Source organism: Coleofasciculus sp. E1-EBD-02, from assembly GCF_040218245.1.
Lineage (GTDB): Bacteria > Cyanobacteriota > Cyanobacteriia > Cyanobacteriales > Coleofasciculaceae > Coleofasciculus.
The window spans coordinates 1-19380 of record NZ_JAVJQN010000021.1 but is presented as its reverse complement, the minus strand read 5'-3'; the positions used below and the strand labels follow the sequence as shown (position 1 = coordinate 19380).

16 protein-coding genes are annotated in these 19380 nt (G+C 47.5%); 7 read left to right on the top strand and 9 right to left on the bottom strand.

The window, feature by feature from the left end; genetic code table 11:
• Positions 1-424: 424 nt before the first annotated feature.
• From RIC07_RS03420 to RIC07_RS03410, 3 genes are all read left to right on the top strand, one after another.
• The gene (locus RIC07_RS03420) at positions 425-3079 is read left to right on the top strand and encodes a DEAD/DEAH box helicase (RefSeq protein ID WP_446393280.1); all 2655 of its coding nucleotides are present in this window, start codon (positions 425-427) and stop codon (positions 3077-3079) included.
• Between the two features lie 84 nt (positions 3080-3163).
• On the top strand, positions 3164-5818 hold the full coding sequence (locus RIC07_RS03415; RefSeq protein ID WP_446393279.1) for a family 10 glycosylhydrolase: 2655 nt from the start codon (positions 3164-3166) through the stop codon (positions 5816-5818).
• Between the two features lie 312 nt (positions 5819-6130).
• Positions 6131-8821, top strand: a complete 2691-nt coding sequence (locus RIC07_RS03410) for a ShlB/FhaC/HecB family hemolysin secretion/activation protein (RefSeq protein ID WP_446393278.1) — start codon at positions 6131-6133, stop codon at positions 8819-8821.
• 91 nt (positions 8822-8912) lie between these two features.
• Here the strand turns inward: RIC07_RS03410 and RIC07_RS03405 are convergent, their stop codons facing one another.
• The 3 genes from RIC07_RS03405 to RIC07_RS03395 all read right to left on the bottom strand — a co-directional run bounded on the left by RIC07_RS03405 (position 8913) and on the right by RIC07_RS03395 (position 11198).
• Entirely contained in the window at positions 8913-9359 is a 447-nt protein-coding gene (locus RIC07_RS03405; protein WP_446393277.1) for a DUF29 domain-containing protein, read from the bottom strand.
• Positions 9360-9383: 24 nt separating this feature from the next.
• Positions 9384-9536, bottom strand: a complete 153-nt coding sequence (locus RIC07_RS03400) for a hypothetical protein (protein WP_446393276.1) — start codon at positions 9534-9536, stop codon at positions 9384-9386.
• Between the two features lie 90 nt (positions 9537-9626).
• On the bottom strand, positions 9627-11198 hold the full coding sequence (locus RIC07_RS03395) for an NAD(P)H-quinone oxidoreductase subunit N (protein ID WP_446393275.1): 1572 nt from the start codon (positions 11196-11198) through the stop codon (positions 9627-9629).
• Between the two features lie 224 nt (positions 11199-11422).
• On the opposite strand from RIC07_RS03395, the gene RIC07_RS03390 reads away from it, so the two are divergent.
• Both RIC07_RS03390 and RIC07_RS03385 read left to right on the top strand, forming a co-directional pair.
• Positions 11423-12262 (top strand): hypothetical protein, encoded by an 840-nt coding sequence (locus tag RIC07_RS03390; RefSeq protein ID WP_446393274.1) that lies wholly within the window; start codon positions 11423-11425, stop codon positions 12260-12262.
• A complete protein-coding gene (locus RIC07_RS03385; protein WP_446393273.1) occupies positions 12255-12716 on the top strand; it encodes a hypothetical protein in 462 nt (153 codons plus the stop codon). Before RIC07_RS03390 ends, RIC07_RS03385 begins: the two co-directional genes overlap by 8 nt.
• Before the next feature lie 103 nt (positions 12717-12819).
• Here the strand turns inward: RIC07_RS03385 and RIC07_RS03380 are convergent, their stop codons facing one another.
• From RIC07_RS03380 to RIC07_RS03355, 6 genes are all read right to left on the bottom strand, one after another.
• Positions 12820-13659, bottom strand: coding sequence for a carbohydrate ABC transporter permease (locus tag RIC07_RS03380; RefSeq protein ID WP_446393272.1), 840 nt, complete (start codon positions 13657-13659; stop codon positions 12820-12822).
• Positions 13660-13720: 61 nt separating this feature from the next.
• Entirely contained in the window at positions 13721-14284 is a 564-nt protein-coding gene (locus RIC07_RS03375) for a 5-formyltetrahydrofolate cyclo-ligase (RefSeq protein ID WP_446393354.1), read from the bottom strand.
• 24 nt (positions 14285-14308) lie between these two features.
• On the bottom strand, positions 14309-15682 hold the full coding sequence (locus RIC07_RS03370; RefSeq protein ID WP_446393271.1) for an AtzE family amidohydrolase: 1374 nt from the start codon (positions 15680-15682) through the stop codon (positions 14309-14311).
• Positions 15679-15867 (bottom strand): DUF4089 domain-containing protein, encoded by a 189-nt coding sequence (locus tag RIC07_RS03365; protein ID WP_446374925.1) that lies wholly within the window; start codon positions 15865-15867, stop codon positions 15679-15681. Before RIC07_RS03365 ends, RIC07_RS03370 begins: the two co-directional genes overlap by 4 nt.
• Before the next feature lie 99 nt (positions 15868-15966).
• Positions 15967-17541, bottom strand: coding sequence for a metallophosphoesterase (locus RIC07_RS03360; protein ID WP_446393270.1), 1575 nt, complete (start codon positions 17539-17541; stop codon positions 15967-15969).
• A gap of 94 nt (positions 17542-17635) precedes the next feature.
• The gene (locus RIC07_RS03355) at positions 17636-17899 is read right to left on the bottom strand and encodes a hypothetical protein (protein WP_006101951.1); all 264 of its coding nucleotides are present in this window, start codon (positions 17897-17899) and stop codon (positions 17636-17638) included.
• A 236-nt stretch (positions 17900-18135) separates the two neighbouring features.
• Between RIC07_RS03355 and RIC07_RS03350 the strand changes: the two genes are divergently transcribed.
• Positions 18136-18900, top strand: a complete 765-nt coding sequence (locus RIC07_RS03350; RefSeq protein WP_446393269.1) for a PEP-CTERM sorting domain-containing protein — start codon at positions 18136-18138, stop codon at positions 18898-18900.
• A gap of 391 nt (positions 18901-19291) precedes the next feature.
• Positions 19292-19380, top strand: an 89-nt coding sequence (locus RIC07_RS03345) for a helix-turn-helix domain-containing protein (RefSeq protein WP_446393353.1), incomplete at its 3' end; no start/stop codon positions are given.

Below are 19380 nucleotides of genomic sequence, written 5' to 3'. Positions count from 1 at the left end.
GCGATTGTCATCGTTGCCCTTAGCATCAAACGTAAGACGCTTGGCTGATTGATTGGACAAAATGACTACGCTTTCACGTTCTCCCCTAAAATAGGATGCTGGTGAAAACTTCCTCATGTTGTTGCACATCGCTTGTAGATCTCCGTGTCCAAGTTGCTACAGCCTTTTTTCCAATCGACAGCGTGCAAATCAGGACAAACAGCTTCTAACCCTAAAATTGGGAGTAGGATGGGCGGGGAGCTGGGGAAGCTGGGGAAGTTGGAGGAGAAAAATTGCAATGAGAACTTATTAGAGCCGTATTGGTATGCCGATATGGGGAATCCATTCAGGAGGATGTCAAAATAGAACTACTGCACACTGAACCCTGTGGGGTAAAGTGTTTTTCGTCCCGTCCCTCTGTCGTCACCTATTGGAAAGAGCGAGTGTGAACGTTTCGACCCCGAAGATAGAACTTGACCCCAAAAATCTATTTCCGTTTCCTCTGGATCAATTTCAGCTCCAAGCGATCGCGGCGCTGAATGCGAATCGCTCGGTTGTTGTCTGCGCCCCCACAGGTTCTGGGAAGACGTTGATTGGGGAGTATGCTATTTACCGCGCTTTGTCAAGAGGAGGGCGAGTTTTTTATACCACTCCCTTGAAAGCCCTCTCCAACCAGAAGCTGCGAGATTTTCGCGCTACGTTTGGTGCGGACAATGTGGGTCTGGTTACGGGGGATGTTTCCATTAATCGGGACGCGCCAATCTTGGTGATGACCACGGAAATCTTCCGCAATATGCTTTACGGCACACGGATTGGGGAAATTGGTACGTCCCTAGAAGGGGTGGAAGCGGTGGTCTTGGATGAGTGCCATTATATGAATGACCGACAACGGGGTACGGTTTGGGAGGAGTCGATTATTTATTGTCCTCCAGAAGTTCAGCTTGTTGCCCTATCCGCTACGGTGGCGAATTCCGATCAACTAACGGACTGGTTGAACTTAGTTCATGGCGCAACCGAGCGAATTTATTCCGACTTTCGACCGGTTCCCTTACAATTCAGCTTTGCCAACCCGAAGGGCATTTTTCCCCTGCTGGACTCTAACCAAACAAAGTTAAATCCTCGCCTCAAACCGAAACGCAACAAAGGGAGAGGACGGGGGGGACGCCCAGAAAGCCCCAGTAATGCCTTTGTGCTGGCGCAACTCCAGCAACGGGATATGTTACCCGCGATTTATTTTATTTTCTCTCGTCGCGGTTGCGATCGCTCGGTGGAGGAGTTGGGAGAGTTGTCTCTGGTTAATGCTAAAGAAGCGGCTGAATTGAAAAAGCGCATTGACGAATTTTTACGTCGGAATCCAGAAGCGGGTCGGGCGGGACAAGTCGCCCCCCTGTATCGCGGCATTGCTGCCCATCATGCGGGGATTTTACCGGCTTGGAAGGGGTTTGTAGAAGAACTGTTTCAATTAGGGTTGGTTAAGGTGGTGTTTGCCACTGAAACTCTAGCGGCGGGAATTAATATGCCCGCTCGCACCACCGTAATTTCTACCCTCTCAAAACGAACCGATCGCGGACACCGACTGTTGACAGCATCGGAATTTCTGCAAATGGCAGGTCGAGCCGGACGCCGGGGGATGGATGCCACGGGTTATGTGGTCACAGTACAGACGCCGTTTGAAGGAGCAAAGGAAGCGGCGTACCTTGCCACCAGTCAGGCTGACCCCTTAGTCAGCCAGTTTACCCCCAACTACGGGATGGTGCTGAACTTACTCCAAACCCACACCCTTCCGGAAGCCAAGGAGTTGGTGGAACGCAGTTTTGCCCAATACCTGGCGACACTGTACCTCCAACCCCAGCAACAAGCGATTACGGAGTTAACCACAGAACTGGCAAAATTAGATATTCAACTAGCACCCGTTGACTTAAACGCCCTGGGGCGATACGAAAAACTCAAGGAACGGCTCAAAGAAGAACGGCGATTACTCAAAACCCTACAACGGCAAGCCCAAGCCGCACAAGTGGCGGAAATTGCCCAAATTATCCCCGAAGCGCCCTTGGGGACGCTACTTTCACTCAAAGGCAAGTATATTCCAGTTCCGGAACCGATTCTGGCGATATTAGTCGCGAAGGAAAAAGGGCGGGGACAATCCCCCTATTTAGTCTGCTTAAGTGCCGATAATCGCTGGTATATCGCCACAACCACCGATTTGGTTGGGGTGCATGGGTGGTTAGAGATGATTGATTTAACGGTGCTGAACCCACCCCCTGAACTCACACTCAAGCCCGGTCAAACCAGACGGGGTACACCAGACACGGAAGCGATCGCGGCTCAAATTCCCACTGATATAGAACCCATGGTCGCACCTGAAGTTGAAGCACAACAGCATCGAATGGATGCGGTAAAAGCCCAACTCGAAGATCATCTGGTGCGACAATGGGGGAATCCGTCTCAACTGATTAAACGTCATAAACGCCGTTTAGCCCTACAAGAGGAAATCAATGAGCGTCAAACCCTTTACCGGGAAAACCAAGCGATGCACTGGCAAGAATTTCTCAACCTGATCGAAATTTTAAGGACATTTGGTTGTCTGGAAGATGTCAAGCCGACATCATTGGGGCAAGCAGCCGCAGCGATTCGCGGAGATAACGAACTGTGGTTGGGGTTAGCGTTGATGTCTAGTGCGTTTGATCAGTTAGATCCGCACCACTTAGCCGCCTGCGCCTGCGCTTTGGTGACGGAAACCCCGCGTCCCGATAGCTGGACAAATTATCCCCCCTCAGAACCTGTGCTGGAAGCATTAGATAGTTTAAGACAAACTCGCCGTCAGTTGTTTCAAGTCCAACGTCGCTATCAGGTGGCTTTGCCGATTTGGTTAGAACGGGATTTAATTGGGTTAGTTGAGCAATGGGCATTGGGTGTGGAATGGACAGAGCTTTGTGCGGATACCAGTTTAGATGAAGGGGATATTGTGCGATTGTTACGCCGCAGTGTCGATTTTCTATCTCAAATTCCCCATGTGCCATTCTTATCGGATGCCTTAAAACGGAATGCTATTCGAGCCATTCAGTTATTGGATCGCTTCCCCGTTAATGAATTGGGTTAGTAGGGGTTTGGTAACCAAACCCCTTCAAGGTTCTTCAAGGTTCCCAAACCCCTTCAAAGTTTCCAAATCCTTCCAAGATAGCTTATGAAAAAATGGGTGATTGGCATTGCGATCGCGACAACAATCAATACCCTGCTAGGATTACCCAGGGCGTTAGCTCAAACGGTCAACTTAGGGGTGGTAAAAAGTCCGGATAATCAAGCTGATTGGTCAGATATTACCGATCGCTTGCAGTCAACGGGTGTGGATTACTGCGTGGTTGAGTTGAGCCAGGTTGCTCAACGTTCTAATCTGGGAAATACCCAACTCCTATTTTTACCGAATATTGAACGCCTGGAACCCGAACACCTGGCGACTCTACAAGAGTGGATGCGTCAAGGGGGACGGGTCATTGTTAGTGGTTCTGTGGGTATTGCATCCCAACCTGAGGTGCGGAATCGTTTGCGATCGCTCTTAGGTGCCTACTGGGGATTTGGTTTGAGTCAGCCGTCTCGATTAGAACGATTATCGATTTCTGCCCCAAGCTGGATACCCAATGCGGGATTAGTGGGAGAGGTGCAAGGGGGTGTGGTGATTCCCGCCAGCTTGGATGCTGAAACGGTGGCTGTGTGGAATCAGTCGGAAAGTCCCCCGGCTGTGGTGACGACGGATCAATCGATTTTTTTGGGCTGGCGCTGGGGAGTGGATGGGGAAGACGCCGCCCAGATGGATGTGGTTTGGCTGCAAGCCGCGCTGAGTCATTATGATATTACGCCGACGCCTGGAAAGATAGCGACTTCATCCCCACCCAATTGTGCGGCGACTTCTGTACCCGCAATCAAACCGGAGCAAAAACGCCAAGATACCCGCAGCGCAACTAATCCGACTCCTGTTCCCAGCGAAGGCGATCGCTTGGTGCTTCCCGCCCAAACTCCAGCGAACAATTGGGGAACCCTTACCGCCAATGAAGTGACGGCGATGAGTCGGGAGTTGGAAAACTTAATTGGTCGGGTGGAAAGTACATTATTAAGGGCTAATGCTCATAATAGTGAGGTTGGTTTGCTCACTCAGGAGAGTGTTGAGTCCTTAGCGGGGATGAGTGCCAAGGAATCGGAACATGGAAATCAACGGCATTCCCATCCAAATCGAACCACGGTTTCGGCGTTGGCGCAAGCGAGAATCGGCTTAGAAAATTTTCTGGGTGCGGTTGAGCAACAGGACTATACGGCAGCGCGACAACAGTGGATTAATGCCCGACGGCTACTCTGGGATAATTATCCGATGGAACGTCAACTTGCCCAACCTGAAATTCGGGCAATTTGGTTGGATCGGGGGACAATTGTCAAGGCAAAGCGTAAACAGGACTTAGTTAAACTCTTCGATAACCTGGCAAAGGCGGGATTTAATACGGTTTTCTTTGAAACTGTTAACGCCAGTTATCCAATTTATCCGAGTCAGGTGGCTCCCGAACAAAACCCTCTGGTGCGCGGCTGGGACCCTCTAGAAGCCGCCGTGGAGTTGGCGCATGAACGGGGGATGGAGTTACACGCTTGGGTGTGGATTTTTGCGGCGGCGAATCAGCGTCACAATGCGCTGTTGAATCAGCCGTTGGATTATCCGGGTCCGGTTTTAGCGGCGCATCCAGATTGGGCGATTTTTGATAAGCAAGGACGCTTGTTTGCGCCGAATACGAGAAAGGCATTTTTTGATCCGGCGAATCCAGAGGTGCGGGAGTATTTAATGGCGCTGCTGGAGGAAATTGCTACCCGCTATGACGTGGATGGGATTCAACTGGATTATATTCGCTATCCGTTTCAAGATCCGCGAGTGAATCAGACGTATGGGTATGGGGTGGCGGCGCGTCAGCAATTTAAGGAACGAACCGGGGTTGATCCGATTGAGGTGTATCCTCGCGATCGCACATTATGGCAGCAATGGACAGAGTTTCGTATCCGCCAAGTAGACAGCTTTGTCGCATCAGTATCAGCGCGTCTGTTGTCGCAACGTCCTGATTTGATTCTATCGGCTGCTGTATTTCCCCTCCCCCCGGCGGAACGTCAGCAACGGTTGCAGCAAAACTGGGAAGAATGGGCAAAGCAGGGATATATTGATCTGGTTGTACCGATGACTTATGCCTTGGATACCGAAGGGTTGCACAGTCTCACCCAACCGTTACTCACCGAATCGACACTCAACCAAGCGTTGCTGATTCCAGGGATTCGGTTGTTGAATTTACCCGATGTTGTGGCAGTTGACCAAATCCAACTGCTGCGGGATTTACCTGCCAACGGGTATGCTGTGTTTGCGGTGGAGAATCTTAACGAGAATTTACATCGTATTTTCCAACAGACTCAAGGTCAACCGGAGTCTACCTCAACCGAGCCAATTCCTTACCGTAAGCCATTCCAAGTCGCCATGGATCGATTTGTGGCGCTGCAACGGGAATGGAACTTTTTGGTCACGAATGAGCAACTCGCCATTCATCAAGACGCCTTTACTGAATGGGTGGCTCAAACAGAAAAGCTAAATCAGGCGCTCAAGCAACTGGCTAGGGAACCCTCACCGCAGCTTATTCAAACCGCCCAAGCCGCCCTCGCCACGTTCCGATCTCAATTCCCCCAATGGATGCAGCAGCAAGGGATGCGCCACCCTTATCAAGTTCAGGTGTGGGATAATCGGCTGGCAACAATTGAACGGCTATTGAACTATGGTGAACGAACCACTTTACCGGAACATTCGTCAGATGCGATTAAACGTTAATAACTGAAACTAATTGCCGACATTTGGCTTAAGAGCATGGTAGTTTGTGTAAGGTAAACTATTTTGGGCAGTTAAGGCGTTCCCCATGGGTCTAGCAAGAATTAGCATTCAGAATAGTTGTCTACCCTATCAGTCTCAACTGGGGACACAGATTGATTGTTCCCCGACATCAGATCTGGGTAAGATTCCCGATCAAGTCGTTTGCCCAAAGGACATATTATTGAGATAACGGTAAGGGGTTAGGGGATACTCCCAACAATAGGTTGATGGTTCACGCAGTACTTGCTCGTTTACAGTCGAGTTTTTACCTTGATGAAGTGGTATTTACAGCTTAATGTTTTTGTGGGTTTGCTTTCAGTTCTGACGGGAATTGGTATGGCAACCATTGCTTTTGGTGAAACACCGTCGAAGTTGACTGACCCAACCTCAAAGGGGGTGATGGATGGTCAAATCCTGAGTCGAGAAACGTCCGAGATGGGCAGGGTGAAGGGTAAATCGGTCAAGTCGTCTCCCGCTTCACGCCTGAAACCGACTCCGTCTGCGGTGACTAAGCCTCAGTCGTTGAAGGTTAAACCAACACCGTCTACATCAACATCCCAAAAGCCCACGAATCTCAAACCCCAAGCGGTCAAACCGCAACCGCCCAAACCTACCCGTTTGCCGATCGCAACGCTTCATGATTCCGGTGTACACAGGTTTCCCCGTTTAGAACGCTCAAGTATTGTTTTAAATCATATAAATAGGCTAGATAGACTACGGGCGATTCTCTTTGATCCCATTGTTGTACCCGGAGATATCCTCAATCCTACCCAGCCTGATCCCACCGTCTTTCCAACGGTTAATATTTCTCCATTCCGTCACCAGTTGGCTGATTTTCAGGGTGGAATGGTAGATGTAACTTACCATAGCCATCCCCAAAGACTGGTGATTAAACCTGTCCCCAGTAATCGGGACAACCATCAAGTATCTAGTCTTTTGGATAATTCTCTCAATGCCAATTCCCCAGAGGTAGAGTCAAAACCTGGGGATGGAGAGAAAGCAAGGATACAGGTTCTGGATACGAGTAACTTAGAGAGTCACTCTTCACGTCATTCTGAATCAACCACAGATGACCGCCCTGTTCGGGTAACTCAAATTCATCCCACTCGCTTAACAGCGGAAAATCGACAGGCGGCAAGTTTAGCACCGTCTCAGATTCACCCTGCCCGTCTCCAACCGGAAAATCGGCAAGCCGGGAGTCTGCTGGGTTCCCCAGTTCAGTCTGTAATCGGGAAGGTGGAACAATTGCCAGCAACTCCACCGGAAACGGTTAACCCTCGGCAACGCCCACAACACTCATCCATTAAAGTAGAGGAACCTAACTCCACTTCCAGGATTAACGTCGTTGAGCAACCTTTATCCTCCCCGAACCAGAATCAGTCGCCAATCGTTGCCAGTAGCCATGACATTCGTTTGATTGCGGCGAACACCAAACAGAATGATGACACCTCGCCGGAAGAGAGGCAGATTCAAGTCCAAGAGATTAATGTCACCGGGAGTACGATTTTTGGCGAGGCTGAATTTAACCCGATTATTGAACCCATTGAAGGCAATACTGTCACTCTGGAAGAACTCAGAAGTGTAGCGGATACGATTTCTCAACTGTATCTGGAACAAGGCTACATTACCTCTAGGGCGGTTTTGGTCGAAGAAACCCTGGATACCGATGTGGTGGAAATTCGGGTGATTGAAGGGAGTCTGGAAGCCATCCAGGTGGAAGGGACACGACGGCTGAACCCGAGTTACGTGCGATCGCGTATTCGATTGGGAGCGGATACACCCCTGAATACAGGTGCGTTAGAAGATCAATTGCGCTTGTTACGAGTGAATCCGTTATTTGAAAATGTGGAAGCCTCTTTGAGGGCGGGTACTGGATTAGGACAAAGTATTCTCGTGGTGCGGATATCGGAAGCCGATCCCTTTGAAGGAAGTGTCGGTATTGATAACTATTCCCCTCCCAGTGTGGGGGCTGAACGTTTCACGACGAATGCCCGTTATCTCAATCTAACCGGGATTGGGGATGAAATTGCGGCACAATATAACCGAACAACGGCTGGTGGTGCCTATACCTGGGATTTTAATTATCGTGCGCCAATCAATGCGATGAATGGTACGGTGCAACTGCGAGCATCGTTTAATGAAAATGAAGTCATTCAAGAAGATTTGCAGGAACTCGATATCCAAGGAGAATCCGAGCTTTATGAAATCAACTATCGCCAACCCTTAATTCGCACACCGCGTCGAGAATTGGCTTTATCCTTAGGGTTTACTCATCAGGATGGTCAAACGTTTACCTTTGCTGGACCAACACCGTTTGGGTTTGGACCTGATGAAGATGGGGTCAGTCGCACCAGTGTGTTTAAGTTTGGGCAAGAATACACCTTACGTCAAACCTCTGGGGCGTGGGCATTCCGTTCCCTATTTAGTTTTGGCACAGGTTTATTTGATGCGACAGAAAACTCGGATGTTGATGAGGATTTTCCCGATGGTCAGTTTGTTAGTTTGTTGGCTCAAATCCAGCGGGTACAAATTATCAATCCGGATAACTTTTTAATTATTCAAGCGGATCTCCAGTTAGCCTTTGATAGTTTATTACCCGCCCAACAATTTGTTATTGGTGGCGGTCAATCGGTACGAGGATATCGACAAAATGTCCGGGCGGGAGACAATGGATTTCGCATTTCTGTAGAAGATCGGATTACCTTAGAACGGGATGAATCGGGTATTGCGACCTTTGTCTTAGCGCCGTTTTTCGATGTCGGTTATGTTTGGAATCGAGGGACGAATCCGAATGAATTACTAGACCAGACATTTATTGCTGGCTTGGGTTTAGGGATATTGTGGGAACCCTTACCCAATTTAAACCTGCGGCTGGATTATGGCTTGCCCTTGGTTGATTTAGATGATCGCGGGGAAAATGCTCAGGATGATGGCTTTTATTTTAGTGTAAATTACAATTTCTAATGTTCCAGACGCGCCATGGCGCGTCTGGAACAACAGCGGAACATCTCTACCAAATGATGTGTCCTAACCGCTATGGCGGTTGCTATATTCTTCAAGATTCTCCAGCTTCATCAACAACAAACCAATCTTCATCTAGGGCTTGTTCTAGAGAAATGTGAGCATCCTTGGGCAGCGAAAACAGCTTAGAAACCGACTTAATCGCCACAGGATATGCTTTAGCATACATCGCGTCTAGTTCCGGTTTTAAGCTGGGACTGTCTTCTAAACGCTGTTGGATTTGAGCGCGAAAATTGACAATTTCAGCAGCCATAAGATTTCTAGAATACTCTTTCTCGGCTTCCCAATACGATAATTTAAGCAGATGTTCTAATAAACGGGTTAAAAGACTTAATAAAGCTCGTCTCTCACTTTTACCCATACTTTCTAATTCTTCTATCAAATTATTCCAATCAACCTGATTAAAATTACGTTCTCGTAATTGGTTAATCGTTTCTTGAATCCATTGATAGTAGTCTGTTTTATATCGCGTTTTTGACATGGTATTCTTCTCCTATCAGTTTATCTAGTGCAAGAAGGCAGAAATAACTGAACAGCTAATATCTCCCCCCGCTTCCCCTGCTCCCTCTGCTCCCCCTGCTTCATCGTATCTACGAAGCTGCTCAAGTATTTTTATGCCCGCTGCACTAGGGTCTGCTGAATATAGCAGTAGACACATCGATTAGGACTTTCCGAACTGTTGTAGAGACGTTCCGCCGGAACTTATGCCGGAGAGATCCCCGACTTCTTCAAGAAGTCGGGGATCTGATTAATCTCGCGATAAATTGGCATCAATGGATGCAATTGGTTGGGTGTGAGATTGAGCTTGGATCACCGAAGAGTGCAACATGGACGTATTCGTCACTGAATTATTGGCGAGAGTAAATAGGGGATTAGATAAAATTCCCGCCAGAGAGGTGACAATCACCGAAAGAACTAAACCCACTTGTAAAGGACGCATTCCGGGTAAATTCCAGCGGATTTCCGGATAATTTTTCACCGCGTCGGACATTTCTTGGGGTTCTTTAACCACCATCATTTTGATGACACGGATGTAGTAGTAAATGGAAACCACCGTGGTGATTAGACCGAGCAAAACTAAGCCATACAATCCGGCTTGCCAACCTGCCCAAAACAGGTAAATTTTACCGAAGAATCCCGCTAAAGGTGGAATTCCGCCTAACGACAGTAAACAAATACTGAGTCCCAATGTCAGCAGGGGATCTTTCTGATACAATCCCGCATATTCGCTGATTTGATCCGTACCGGTTCGCAGGGTAAACAGAATCACACAAGCAAAACCACCTAGGTTCATGAATAAATAAACCAGCAGATAGAAAATCATACTGGCGTAGCCTGCATCCGTTCCCGCAATTAAACCAATCATGACAAAGCCAGCTTGGGCAATGGATGAATAGGCAAGTAGGCGTTTCATGCTGGTTTGGGTAAGGGCGACTACATTCCCTAATACCAGACTTAAGATAGCCAGGGCGGTGAAGACAAAGTGCCATTGTTCGCTAACCAGGGGAAATGCGGTTACCAGTAAGCGGATGGCGAGGGCGAAGCCGGCGGCTTTAGAACCGACAGACAAGAAGGCGACAACGGGAGTTGGAGAACCTTCGTATACGTCAGGAGTCCACTGGTGGAAAGGAACCGCAGAAATTTTAAAGGCAATTCCCGCGATCGCAAACACCAAAGCAATTAAAATACCCAAGGATGGGGTAGATTCTAAACTAGCGATACCTGTCGCGATCGCGTTTAAGTTAGTTTCGCCGCCAGACAAGCCGTACAGCAACGACACGCCATACAGAAACACCCCAGAACTCGACGCCCCAATCAGCAGGTATTTCAGCGCCGCTTCATTGGAACGAGGATCACGCTTCATGTATCCCGTCAATAGGTACGACGAGATACTCAGCGTTTCTAGGGAAATAAAGATGGTAACCAGTTCATTCGCACCACTGAGGCACATCGCCCCCAAGGTAGCGGTGAGTAAAATGGCAATAAACTCAGCTAACGAGGTGCCAGACTGCTGCACATAGCGAATCGACAGCAAAATGGTTACCGCCGTCGATAGGGCGATGATACCGCGAAAGGCGATACTCATGGCATCGCCATTAAACCCGCCAAAGAAAGCTAGAGGTTGGGCAACATCCCATCGATAGTATAGGGCGACTATGGAAACCAGTAGTCCGCCAATGGCGACGTAAGGCAGGGTATTAGCAGAACGTTTACCCGCAATCAGATCAATGCCTAAAACCAGTAACAGGGTAATCACGACGATTCCCTCTGGCAGAATCAGCCCAGCGTTAAGCTGGGCAGCAATAGTAGCAAAATCCATTATGGTCTATGGTTAGGGTCGTATCCAGAGAGTAACGTTCTGATCATATCGGTGATTGGCACAGATTGTAGAGACGTTCCGCCAAAACACCTCTATATACAATAGCAAAAGGCTCCAGGGCAGAAAGGGTATGGGGTTAGGGATCGCTCTTTGTGATAAATGCGGGGTATAACTTTGTCTAATTCAGAACACCAATGTTTAGGCTTGAGATTTTATAACTGTGTATGACTACATTTTTATTTTGGAACATTAGAAAAAAGCCTTTGCTGGATGAACTTGTATGTCTTTGCCAGGAAAATGACGTTGACATTTTGATTGTAGCGGAGAAACCAGATATACCAGATACAGAAGTGCAACTAGCCTTGAATAAGGGAATAGATAATCAATATCTGGCACTCTATAATTCTACCTCCCGCTTATCATTCTTCTTTCGATATCCGGCTGAATCAATTGAATCGGTATCTGACGAAGGTAGTATCGCAATCAGGAGGATATCCCCACCCATTGGATCTGATATACTTTTAGTGGCGCTCCACCTTTCCAGCAAGCTTTATAGGTCAGAGAACGGTCAAACGTTCCAAGCCATAAGAGTTTCTCAGCTCATTCAAGAGGCTGAGAGAAAGGTAGGACATACTAGAACGTTAGTCATTGGCGATCTCAATATGAATCCCTTTGAAGTTGGTGTTGTTGGTGCAGATGCTTTTCATGCTGTAATGACTCAAACTATTGCCCGGAAGGGTAGTCGAAAAGTACAGGGGAAAAACAAACCATTTTTTTATAATCCAATGTGGGGACGAATGGGTGATACGTCTGTCGGCGCACCTGGAACATATTACTATCGTAGTTCTGATTATGTCACTTACTTCTGGAATACATTTGATCAAGTACTTCTGCGACCAGAACTCCTGGATTATTTTTCAGCGGATGAGAATAATTTAAAAGTGATTTCCAAAATTGGGGATAAAAATTTACTTACAAATAAGGGCATTCCCAATTCTAAGTTTTCTGATCATTTACCCATACTTGTTACACTAAAACTCGAAAGGATAAATCAAAATGACTAAGACCAAAGACCTATGGGGTGACTTGCCAAGTGCTGAAACGATACGGACTCCCTATACCATCTTAAAAGAGCAAGCTTCTATCCTGACTGAAAAAACGAATAGCTTGCTTATTGGTGAGGTAAAATCAAGTCCACAAATTGAGTATCCAGACAGAAGAGAGTATCCAGGCAGAAGAGAAGTATTGGTTGATCCAGATAGCCAACAAACTCAATTTTTTGTTTCCTATCTGCGAATTAAAATCCCTTCACTGAATAACTACACTTACTCAGTTCTCCAGATACAGTACCCACTTCCTGATCTTTATCCTGTATGGGTGACAAGTTTTGCTGCTGCTGAAGATAGAGCGTGTAAGTGTAAAAGCGAAGCAGAATATGAAAATGCTCTAGGCAAAATATTGTCTTCTTCAGACGTTAAACGGGTTATTTCTAGTCTACTCGCCCAAGTTCATGCATGAATTAACTCGATGAGTTGGTCACAGATTTACGGAGTCATTTTTTCCTGATCATTGAAGGTTTTTTCAGCTTTTTCAACTTCTCTTAATCGAAAAGTATTGGAATCTACCCTTTAACACCACTCCCACTATCATTAGGTACGATATACCGCTGCATGAGGATAAAAAATAGCAGAACCGGAGCAATAGAAATAACGGAACCGGCGGCAATTAAACGCCAATCCAGGGAAAAGGTTCCGGCTAACCTAGCCACGCCTAATGGTAAGGTATAATATTCGGGTCGATCCAGAACGATTAGGGGCCACAGAAAGTCACTCCATGAGCCAATAAAGACAAAAATAGCCAACGTGACTAACGCCGGACGAACTGCTGGAATCATCACATGCCACCACAATCCTAACTCCGAACAGCCATCCATCCTAGCCGCTTCTTCAAGTTCTTTGGGAACGCCTTGAAAGGCTTGGCGTAATAAGAAAATGCCAAAGGCTGAGGCTAAACTGGGGAAAATAATACCTAAATAACTATTCCGTAAGCCAAGCTGCACCATCAAAATGTAGAGGGGAATCATCACGATTTGGAAGGGAATCATAATCGTGGAAACAATAATCGCGAAAATGATATCGCGTCCCCGAAAATTGAGTCTGGCTAAGGGATAAGCCGCGAGGGAACAAAAGAGAAGATTGAAGGTAACAGTGAGAATGGCAACAATACAGCTATTCCAAATATATTGACCAAAGGGATTGGTTTGCCAGACTTCGATATAGTTCTCAATCGTCGGTTGACTCGGAAATAGTTGAGGTGGAAATGCAAAGATATTCTCTGTGGAAGACTTCAACGATGTGCTAATTAACCAGAAGAGAGGAAACAGCATCACCAACGCGATCGCACTCAAGAGAATATACGTCCACAACCTTTGCCAAATCTGTTTTCCCGGCGTTTTACTCATCGCATTTTTTGCTGTAGGGGGACAACACTGAATCTTCAAGGCGGTGCGTTACGCTTTGCTGCTAACGCACCCTACCAAAAATCGTTATCCCCGTTTCCGTACAAACCCCATTTAACGGTTGATCCCACCCATCGATAGGGAGTTGAGGCAAGAACGCAAAATCAAAGATAATTCCTATGGTAGGCTTAGATATCCATTCTGCCGAACTCAACAGGCGATCGTAAAATCCGCCCCCATAGCCTAAACGGTAGCCTTGGCGATCGCACGCCACCGCCGGAACTAAGATTAAATCCACGTCATCAGGTTCTAAGGTGGGGGAATTGGCATGGGGTTCAAAAATGCCATAAGCCCCCGTTTGCAGGGCTTCTCCACACTTCCAGCGATGCCAGAGCAGGGATTTGCCGACACATCGAGGGAATCCCCAACAGTGTTGGGTATCGGTAAACAGGGGATGCAGATCCGGTTCTTGGCGAAAACTAAAATAAGCCAGGATCGTTTTTGCCTGAGTGAATAGGGGTGAAGACTGAAGCTGGGTACAGACGCGATCGCTCTTTTCTCGCCAGTCTTCTTTTGTCATGGCTTGTCTCTCTTTCAGCAGTCGCCGCCGTAATTCTTTTTTAGTCATTTCTGAGAGATTGTCAGTAGCCAATTATAATTCCTTCCCCTCCAATACAGCAGCGACGCGCAATATCATGGCTTCATGATCAGGAGCGGCAATAATTTGCACACCTAAGGGTAGAGAACTAGACGACTTGACAGGAACCGATAAAACAGGTAATCCAATAAAAGATAACGGTTGGGTAAACAGTCCCAAATTCGGGCGCACTAATATCTCTTCTCCCCCAATTACCATTGTTTCTTGATCGATGCGGGGGGCGACACAAGGCGTCGTTGGTGCGAGAATAATATCTACCGTCCGAAAAAGTTCCTGCACCCTTTGGCGATACCATTGGCGAAACCGTTGCGCCTGAATGTACCACGAGGCGGGAATTAAAGCCCCGGCTAAAAACCGATCGCGCGTGGCTCTGTCAAAATCTTGGGGGCGCGATCGCAAGTTGGCAAAATGTAAGTTAGCGCCTTCTGTCGCTGTAATAATATAAGCCGCCGCTCTTGCCCGATGTGCTTCCGGTATCCTAACCGTAGCTGTAACATTCAGCGCCTGGGCAACTTTAGCAACAGCATCCAACGCTTCTGGAGTAGCACCTTGAGCAAAATACTCCCCCGCTACCGCAATCCGTAATCCCTCGATTCCCTGTTCTAGTTGCGGTAAACAAGGTTCTGGAGGACGTTGCGTACAGACTGGATCACGTTCGTCATGTCCCTGAAGAATATCAAACGCGGTAGCTATATCCCGGATTGACCGGGCAAAAGGACCAATATGGTCTAGACTACTGGAAAATAAAATCGCCCCCGCCCTGGATAAACGCCCGTAAGTGGGTTTTAAGCCAAAAACCCCGCACAATGAAGCCGGAACCCGGATTGAACCATTAGTATCGGAACCCAAGGTAAGGGGAACTAATCCGGCGGCGACTGAAGCGGCGGAACCCCCCGATGATCCACCAGAAACGCGAGTCGGATCATTTGGGTTTGGTGTTGCCCCATAATGGCTATTTACCGTCACAAACCCATAAGCATATTCATCCATATTTAACGCCCCCACCAGCACCGCCCCCGCTTGCTTAAGTCGGGCAACGGCGGTAGCATCGTGGTTCGCTGGGGGATTTTCGGCATTAATTTTTGATCCGGCTAGGGTGGTTAATCCCGCGATATCAAATAAATTCTTCACCGCAAACGGAACCCCCGCCAACACACCCGGAAATTCCCCTCGGCTAATCGCCTGATCCACCCGTTCCGCCTCGGCTATTGCTGTATCAGCGGTAACGGCGGTAAAACAATTTAAGCTAGGATTACGGGCATCAACCTGCGCCAAACAATCCCGCGCGATCGCACTGGCGGTTATTTCACCCTGATAAACCGCCGTAGCTATTCCCACAGCGTCGGCTTGTCTCCAATTAAAAGTCATGGTTCAAAGACTGGTGCGGCTTCTATATTATCCGGTAACGGAAACTCATTCACCAATTGTGCGATCGCGGCAATGCGAGTAATGTTATCAACGACACCAGGACGGTATTCTGGGTCAATCGGCAAGTCAATCAATTCTGCCATGCGATCGACATATTCACCAAAATCAACGGTTTCTTTAGTCATAGCTTCATCAGTGTTGATTTTCTCTTCCCTCTTCCCTCTTCCCTAACCAATGACAAATGACCAATGACAAATGACAAATGACAAATGACAAATGACAATTCAAATAACAAACGCTTCCTTAGAATAATTATTCCACGTTTGGTGACATCGTTCAGCAATAAACGGTTGAATTCGGAACTTCGGCGGATTCCCCTCCAGAACATCAATTCGTAAAAATGAATAGAGTCGCTGCTTTTTAGAACCATGACCATGGCGTCCCGCATAAAAGTGCGATCGCGCCACCAAACGGGAGGGATTCCCATCAATAAACCCAACCGATTCCATTATCTCTGACCCTTCTTTCCGTTGACGGCGTAAACTATGACCACTCCCACCGCAGATAATCCAGGGAATATGAGAATCGGCATGTCCAGTATCAACGGTTTCTAGATATTCTAAACAATGGGCATGACCCGTTAACACCAAATCCACCAAAGGACGCCCCTGGGCTAAATCCCCCACCTCCGTCGCCACAGCATCCAAAACTTGGCGCAGGCGGCGACGAACTGCCGAGGTTTGTGCCTGTTGCCATTTCGTGGCTTCAGTCACATAAGGGGGATGATGTAGATAAATCACTCGTCCTCTTACCTCGTCGGTATGCCAAGACTGGATTAGCCGTTGTCGCAGCCAGTCTAATTGTTCAAAGTCAATCGTGTTTTCTTCATTTGATGCTAACTGCTTATTAATATCCAGGCTTAGTTCATCAATTTGCTCTAATTTCACATTCAAATCATCAAGCTGTTCCGCCTCTTCCGGGTTATCCGCATCCAAAGTATTTGAGGTTTCCATAAGTTGCTGCTTTTCGGCTTCTAATTCATCCCGTCGCTGTTCTAAAAGATGGCGAAAGGCTTTCCCTTCTGGGGTGTCGGGAATCGGTGCGGGGGCATTAAAGGTATTGGAATCGAGGGCAAAAAAGTCAATCCCACCACTACGAAACGTATAATAACGGTTAGGTAAGCGGGTAAATTCTCCGGGTTGATAGCGCAAGCAACGTCCTGTATCCGTCTTCGCGGTATAGTGGTGATCTAAATGATTTTCTAACTGTCCCCATTGCTTCAATGGCTTCAGATAGTCTAAGAATGCTTTAGTATAAGCTTTGCCCTTATGCGATCCGTGCCAACCGACATTCAAATCCAGTTTAGTCTTCAACAGGTGGCGTAGGGGCCAAGTTACCTGTGCCATAAAGCCATAGACTAAGGGCAAATCGTAGTAATCGTGATTTCCAGGGATGGTGAGGAAGGGAAGATTAAACACCATTTGGTCATAAGCAATTTTATGGTGAGAGTCGCCATCGACGAGAAACTCGCGGTAGGGTTTGATAAAGTTTTGGGGATAATATTCACTCGAACCTACCTGATATACCACGTCACCGGTATGCAATACAAAGCGGCAGTCATCGCGGTGATTTAGCATCATTTCCACAATTTTGCGTTGCGGATCATGTTGTTTGTGAGACCCAAAGCCTGTATCACCGACGACTAAAAAGGAGAACTCTGGATGATCGGGTTTGTCATCGTCTAATACCAGCCGAGTTTGATCGATATCCCGTTCAACGATTAACGGATCTTGCCAGCGAACTCGTTGTTTCATCTGCTGGATTTTTTCGGCAATAGGAGGATCGGACACAAATTGCATAATGGTTCACTGCCAAAGGTTTGCGTTTTGAGATTATCGTCCGATATTGAGAATTATCATCTATCCTAATGTGGGGATCTGAACAAACGAGACTCTAGCGAGGAAAACACTTGCGTAGCATGATTTGACCGACCAAACCATTTTCCTTTGGGGACGCGAAATGGACAACCTCAATCACAGTGAAACAGGGTCCAACATCGTGCAGCATCCCTTCAGCAAACGAAATCAACTCGCCGCAGCAAGGTAGACGAGATAATTCCACCCGTTCCCCGTTTAAGTCTTCCAACTCCGGTGAATAGTCTTTATGGGATGTTCGCGGGGCGTTCTCGAACATCATTTGTACTTTAACCAATTCCATGGGTAACACACTCCTGATTCAACGCCTATATAGAGTACTGGAGTTTCGACTAAATCCCAAACCCAACCCCACCCCCTCTCAATTTTCCCAGGAATTATCCTCAATGGGAGGGATTCAGCCATCAAATTAGGCAGGTTATATGGAAATATAGTCTATACCTGATATTTTTATCGGCTTAAAGAATTAAACTGGTCACTATAACAAAAAATATTGTCTCGTCTATTTTGGAGATCGTGATGAACATGATACACAACAAGCTAGTCGCCACAACGTTAGCGGCTGGAGCCTCTGTCCTGAGTTTTGGTCTGTTATCTCAACCTGCTGCGGCGATTGATTTAACATTTGTAGGGGAGGGTGATGCTGTCCCCGAAGGCTGGACTAACTTGAACTGGACGGTGGAAGGGAGAGCAGGAGCCAAAGGCAATGCTGACTGGGAGTTTTCTACCAAAGAAGATGATATCCATAAAACGGTTGAGCAATTAAACTGGAATTGGCAGAATGGTCAAGAGGTGCCATGGCTTTTAAATTGGGATGGGAATACCGTTTCCTTTACCCTAGGTGGGCAAACCATTGCGTTCTACCAAGATAATCCACCCGCGAAGTCGTTAGATGGGTTTTACCTCTGGACACGAGCGACAACGACTTCAGGGAAAGTTGATCCCGGTACGGAAATTTTGCTGAGCGTCAACGAGGTGAATGGAATCGAGGTTGATCCAGTGTCTAGTTTGGCTACTGCACCTGTAGGTGAGGGGAACACCGATATCACGAAGAACTATTTTGGCAGTGATACCTCAATTACATCGCTTTCAGGTATTGCCAATATGAGTTGGCTAGAGGGTTCTCCGAATCCTAACCTAGAGAATGCTCGTTCGCGAGTTGGCTTAAAAATTGAAGGGTTTTCTTATACTTCTACTTCAGTACCGGAACCCGGTACAGTTGCAGGACTCGTCGCCATTGGCATGTTCGGTGTCAGTTCGGTGCTACGGCGTAAAAAAGCTTAGGGTCAATGGCACTGAAAAGCGTGCATTTTGGGATCACCGAAACCTTAATATACCGTAGGGTGGGTTGAGCGAAGTCGAAACCCACCAGCCTTAACAAGCGTGCCATTAAGTAGGGGCTTGGCAACCAAGCCCCTAGTTGAAACCATTGCCCATGACACACCGAGCGTGTTACCGAGCGTGTTACTGAGCGAAGCCGAAATAAGCCGAGGTAAGCCGAGGTGTTGCCTATTCCCTATTGCCTCTCCCCACCACCAGACTTATTCAGCAGCCCTATGTAACGGTTTCATCTTTCGCAAGCGGCTTTCCGACCCTCGCTTTTAGCGACGGGAGGAAAGCCGAGCCTCCGGTTACCGTTTACAGTTTTTACAGGGAATGTGATAGAATGTGAGGCATGACTCAACGCGCCTACCAATACCGCTTTTACCCAACGCCGGAACAAGAACAACTCTTGCGCCGCACGTTGGGTTGTGTTCGGTTGGT

Excerpts from the sequence above, each read along its gene's own strand:
- RIC07_RS03415 (WP_446393279.1), top strand. The coding sequence starts at position 3,164 with ATGAAAAAATGGGTGATTGGCATTGCGATCGCGACAACAATCAATACC.
- RIC07_RS03410 (WP_446393278.1), top strand. The coding sequence starts at position 6,131 with ATGAAGTGGTATTTACAGCTTAATGTTTTTGTGGGTTTGCTTTCAGTT.
- RIC07_RS03405 (WP_446393277.1), bottom strand. The coding sequence starts at position 9,359 with ATGTCAAAAACGCGATATAAAACAGACTACTATCAATGGATTCAAGAA.
- RIC07_RS03400 (WP_446393276.1), bottom strand. The coding sequence starts at position 9,536 with ATGTGTCTACTGCTATATTCAGCAGACCCTAGTGCAGCGGGCATAAAA.
- RIC07_RS03395 (WP_446393275.1), bottom strand. The coding sequence starts at position 11,198 with ATGGATTTTGCTACTATTGCTGCCCAGCTTAACGCTGGGCTGATTCTG.
- RIC07_RS03390 (WP_446393274.1), top strand. The coding sequence starts at position 11,423 with ATGACTACATTTTTATTTTGGAACATTAGAAAAAAGCCTTTGCTGGAT.
- RIC07_RS03385 (WP_446393273.1), top strand. The coding sequence starts at position 12,255 with ATGACTAAGACCAAAGACCTATGGGGTGACTTGCCAAGTGCTGAAACG.
- RIC07_RS03380 (WP_446393272.1), bottom strand. The coding sequence starts at position 13,659 with ATGAGTAAAACGCCGGGAAAACAGATTTGGCAAAGGTTGTGGACGTAT.
- RIC07_RS03375 (WP_446393354.1), bottom strand. The coding sequence starts at position 14,284 with ATGACTAAAAAAGAATTACGGCGGCGACTGCTGAAAGAGAGACAAGCC.
- RIC07_RS03370 (WP_446393271.1), bottom strand. The coding sequence starts at position 15,682 with ATGACTTTTAATTGGAGACAAGCCGACGCTGTGGGAATAGCTACGGCG.
- RIC07_RS03365 (WP_446374925.1), bottom strand. The coding sequence starts at position 15,867 with ATGACTAAAGAAACCGTTGATTTTGGTGAATATGTCGATCGCATGGCA.
- RIC07_RS03360 (WP_446393270.1), bottom strand. The coding sequence starts at position 17,541 with ATGCAATTTGTGTCCGATCCTCCTATTGCCGAAAAAATCCAGCAGATG.
- RIC07_RS03355 (WP_006101951.1), bottom strand. The coding sequence starts at position 17,899 with ATGGAATTGGTTAAAGTACAAATGATGTTCGAGAACGCCCCGCGAACA.
- RIC07_RS03350 (WP_446393269.1), top strand. The coding sequence starts at position 18,136 with ATGAACATGATACACAACAAGCTAGTCGCCACAACGTTAGCGGCTGGA.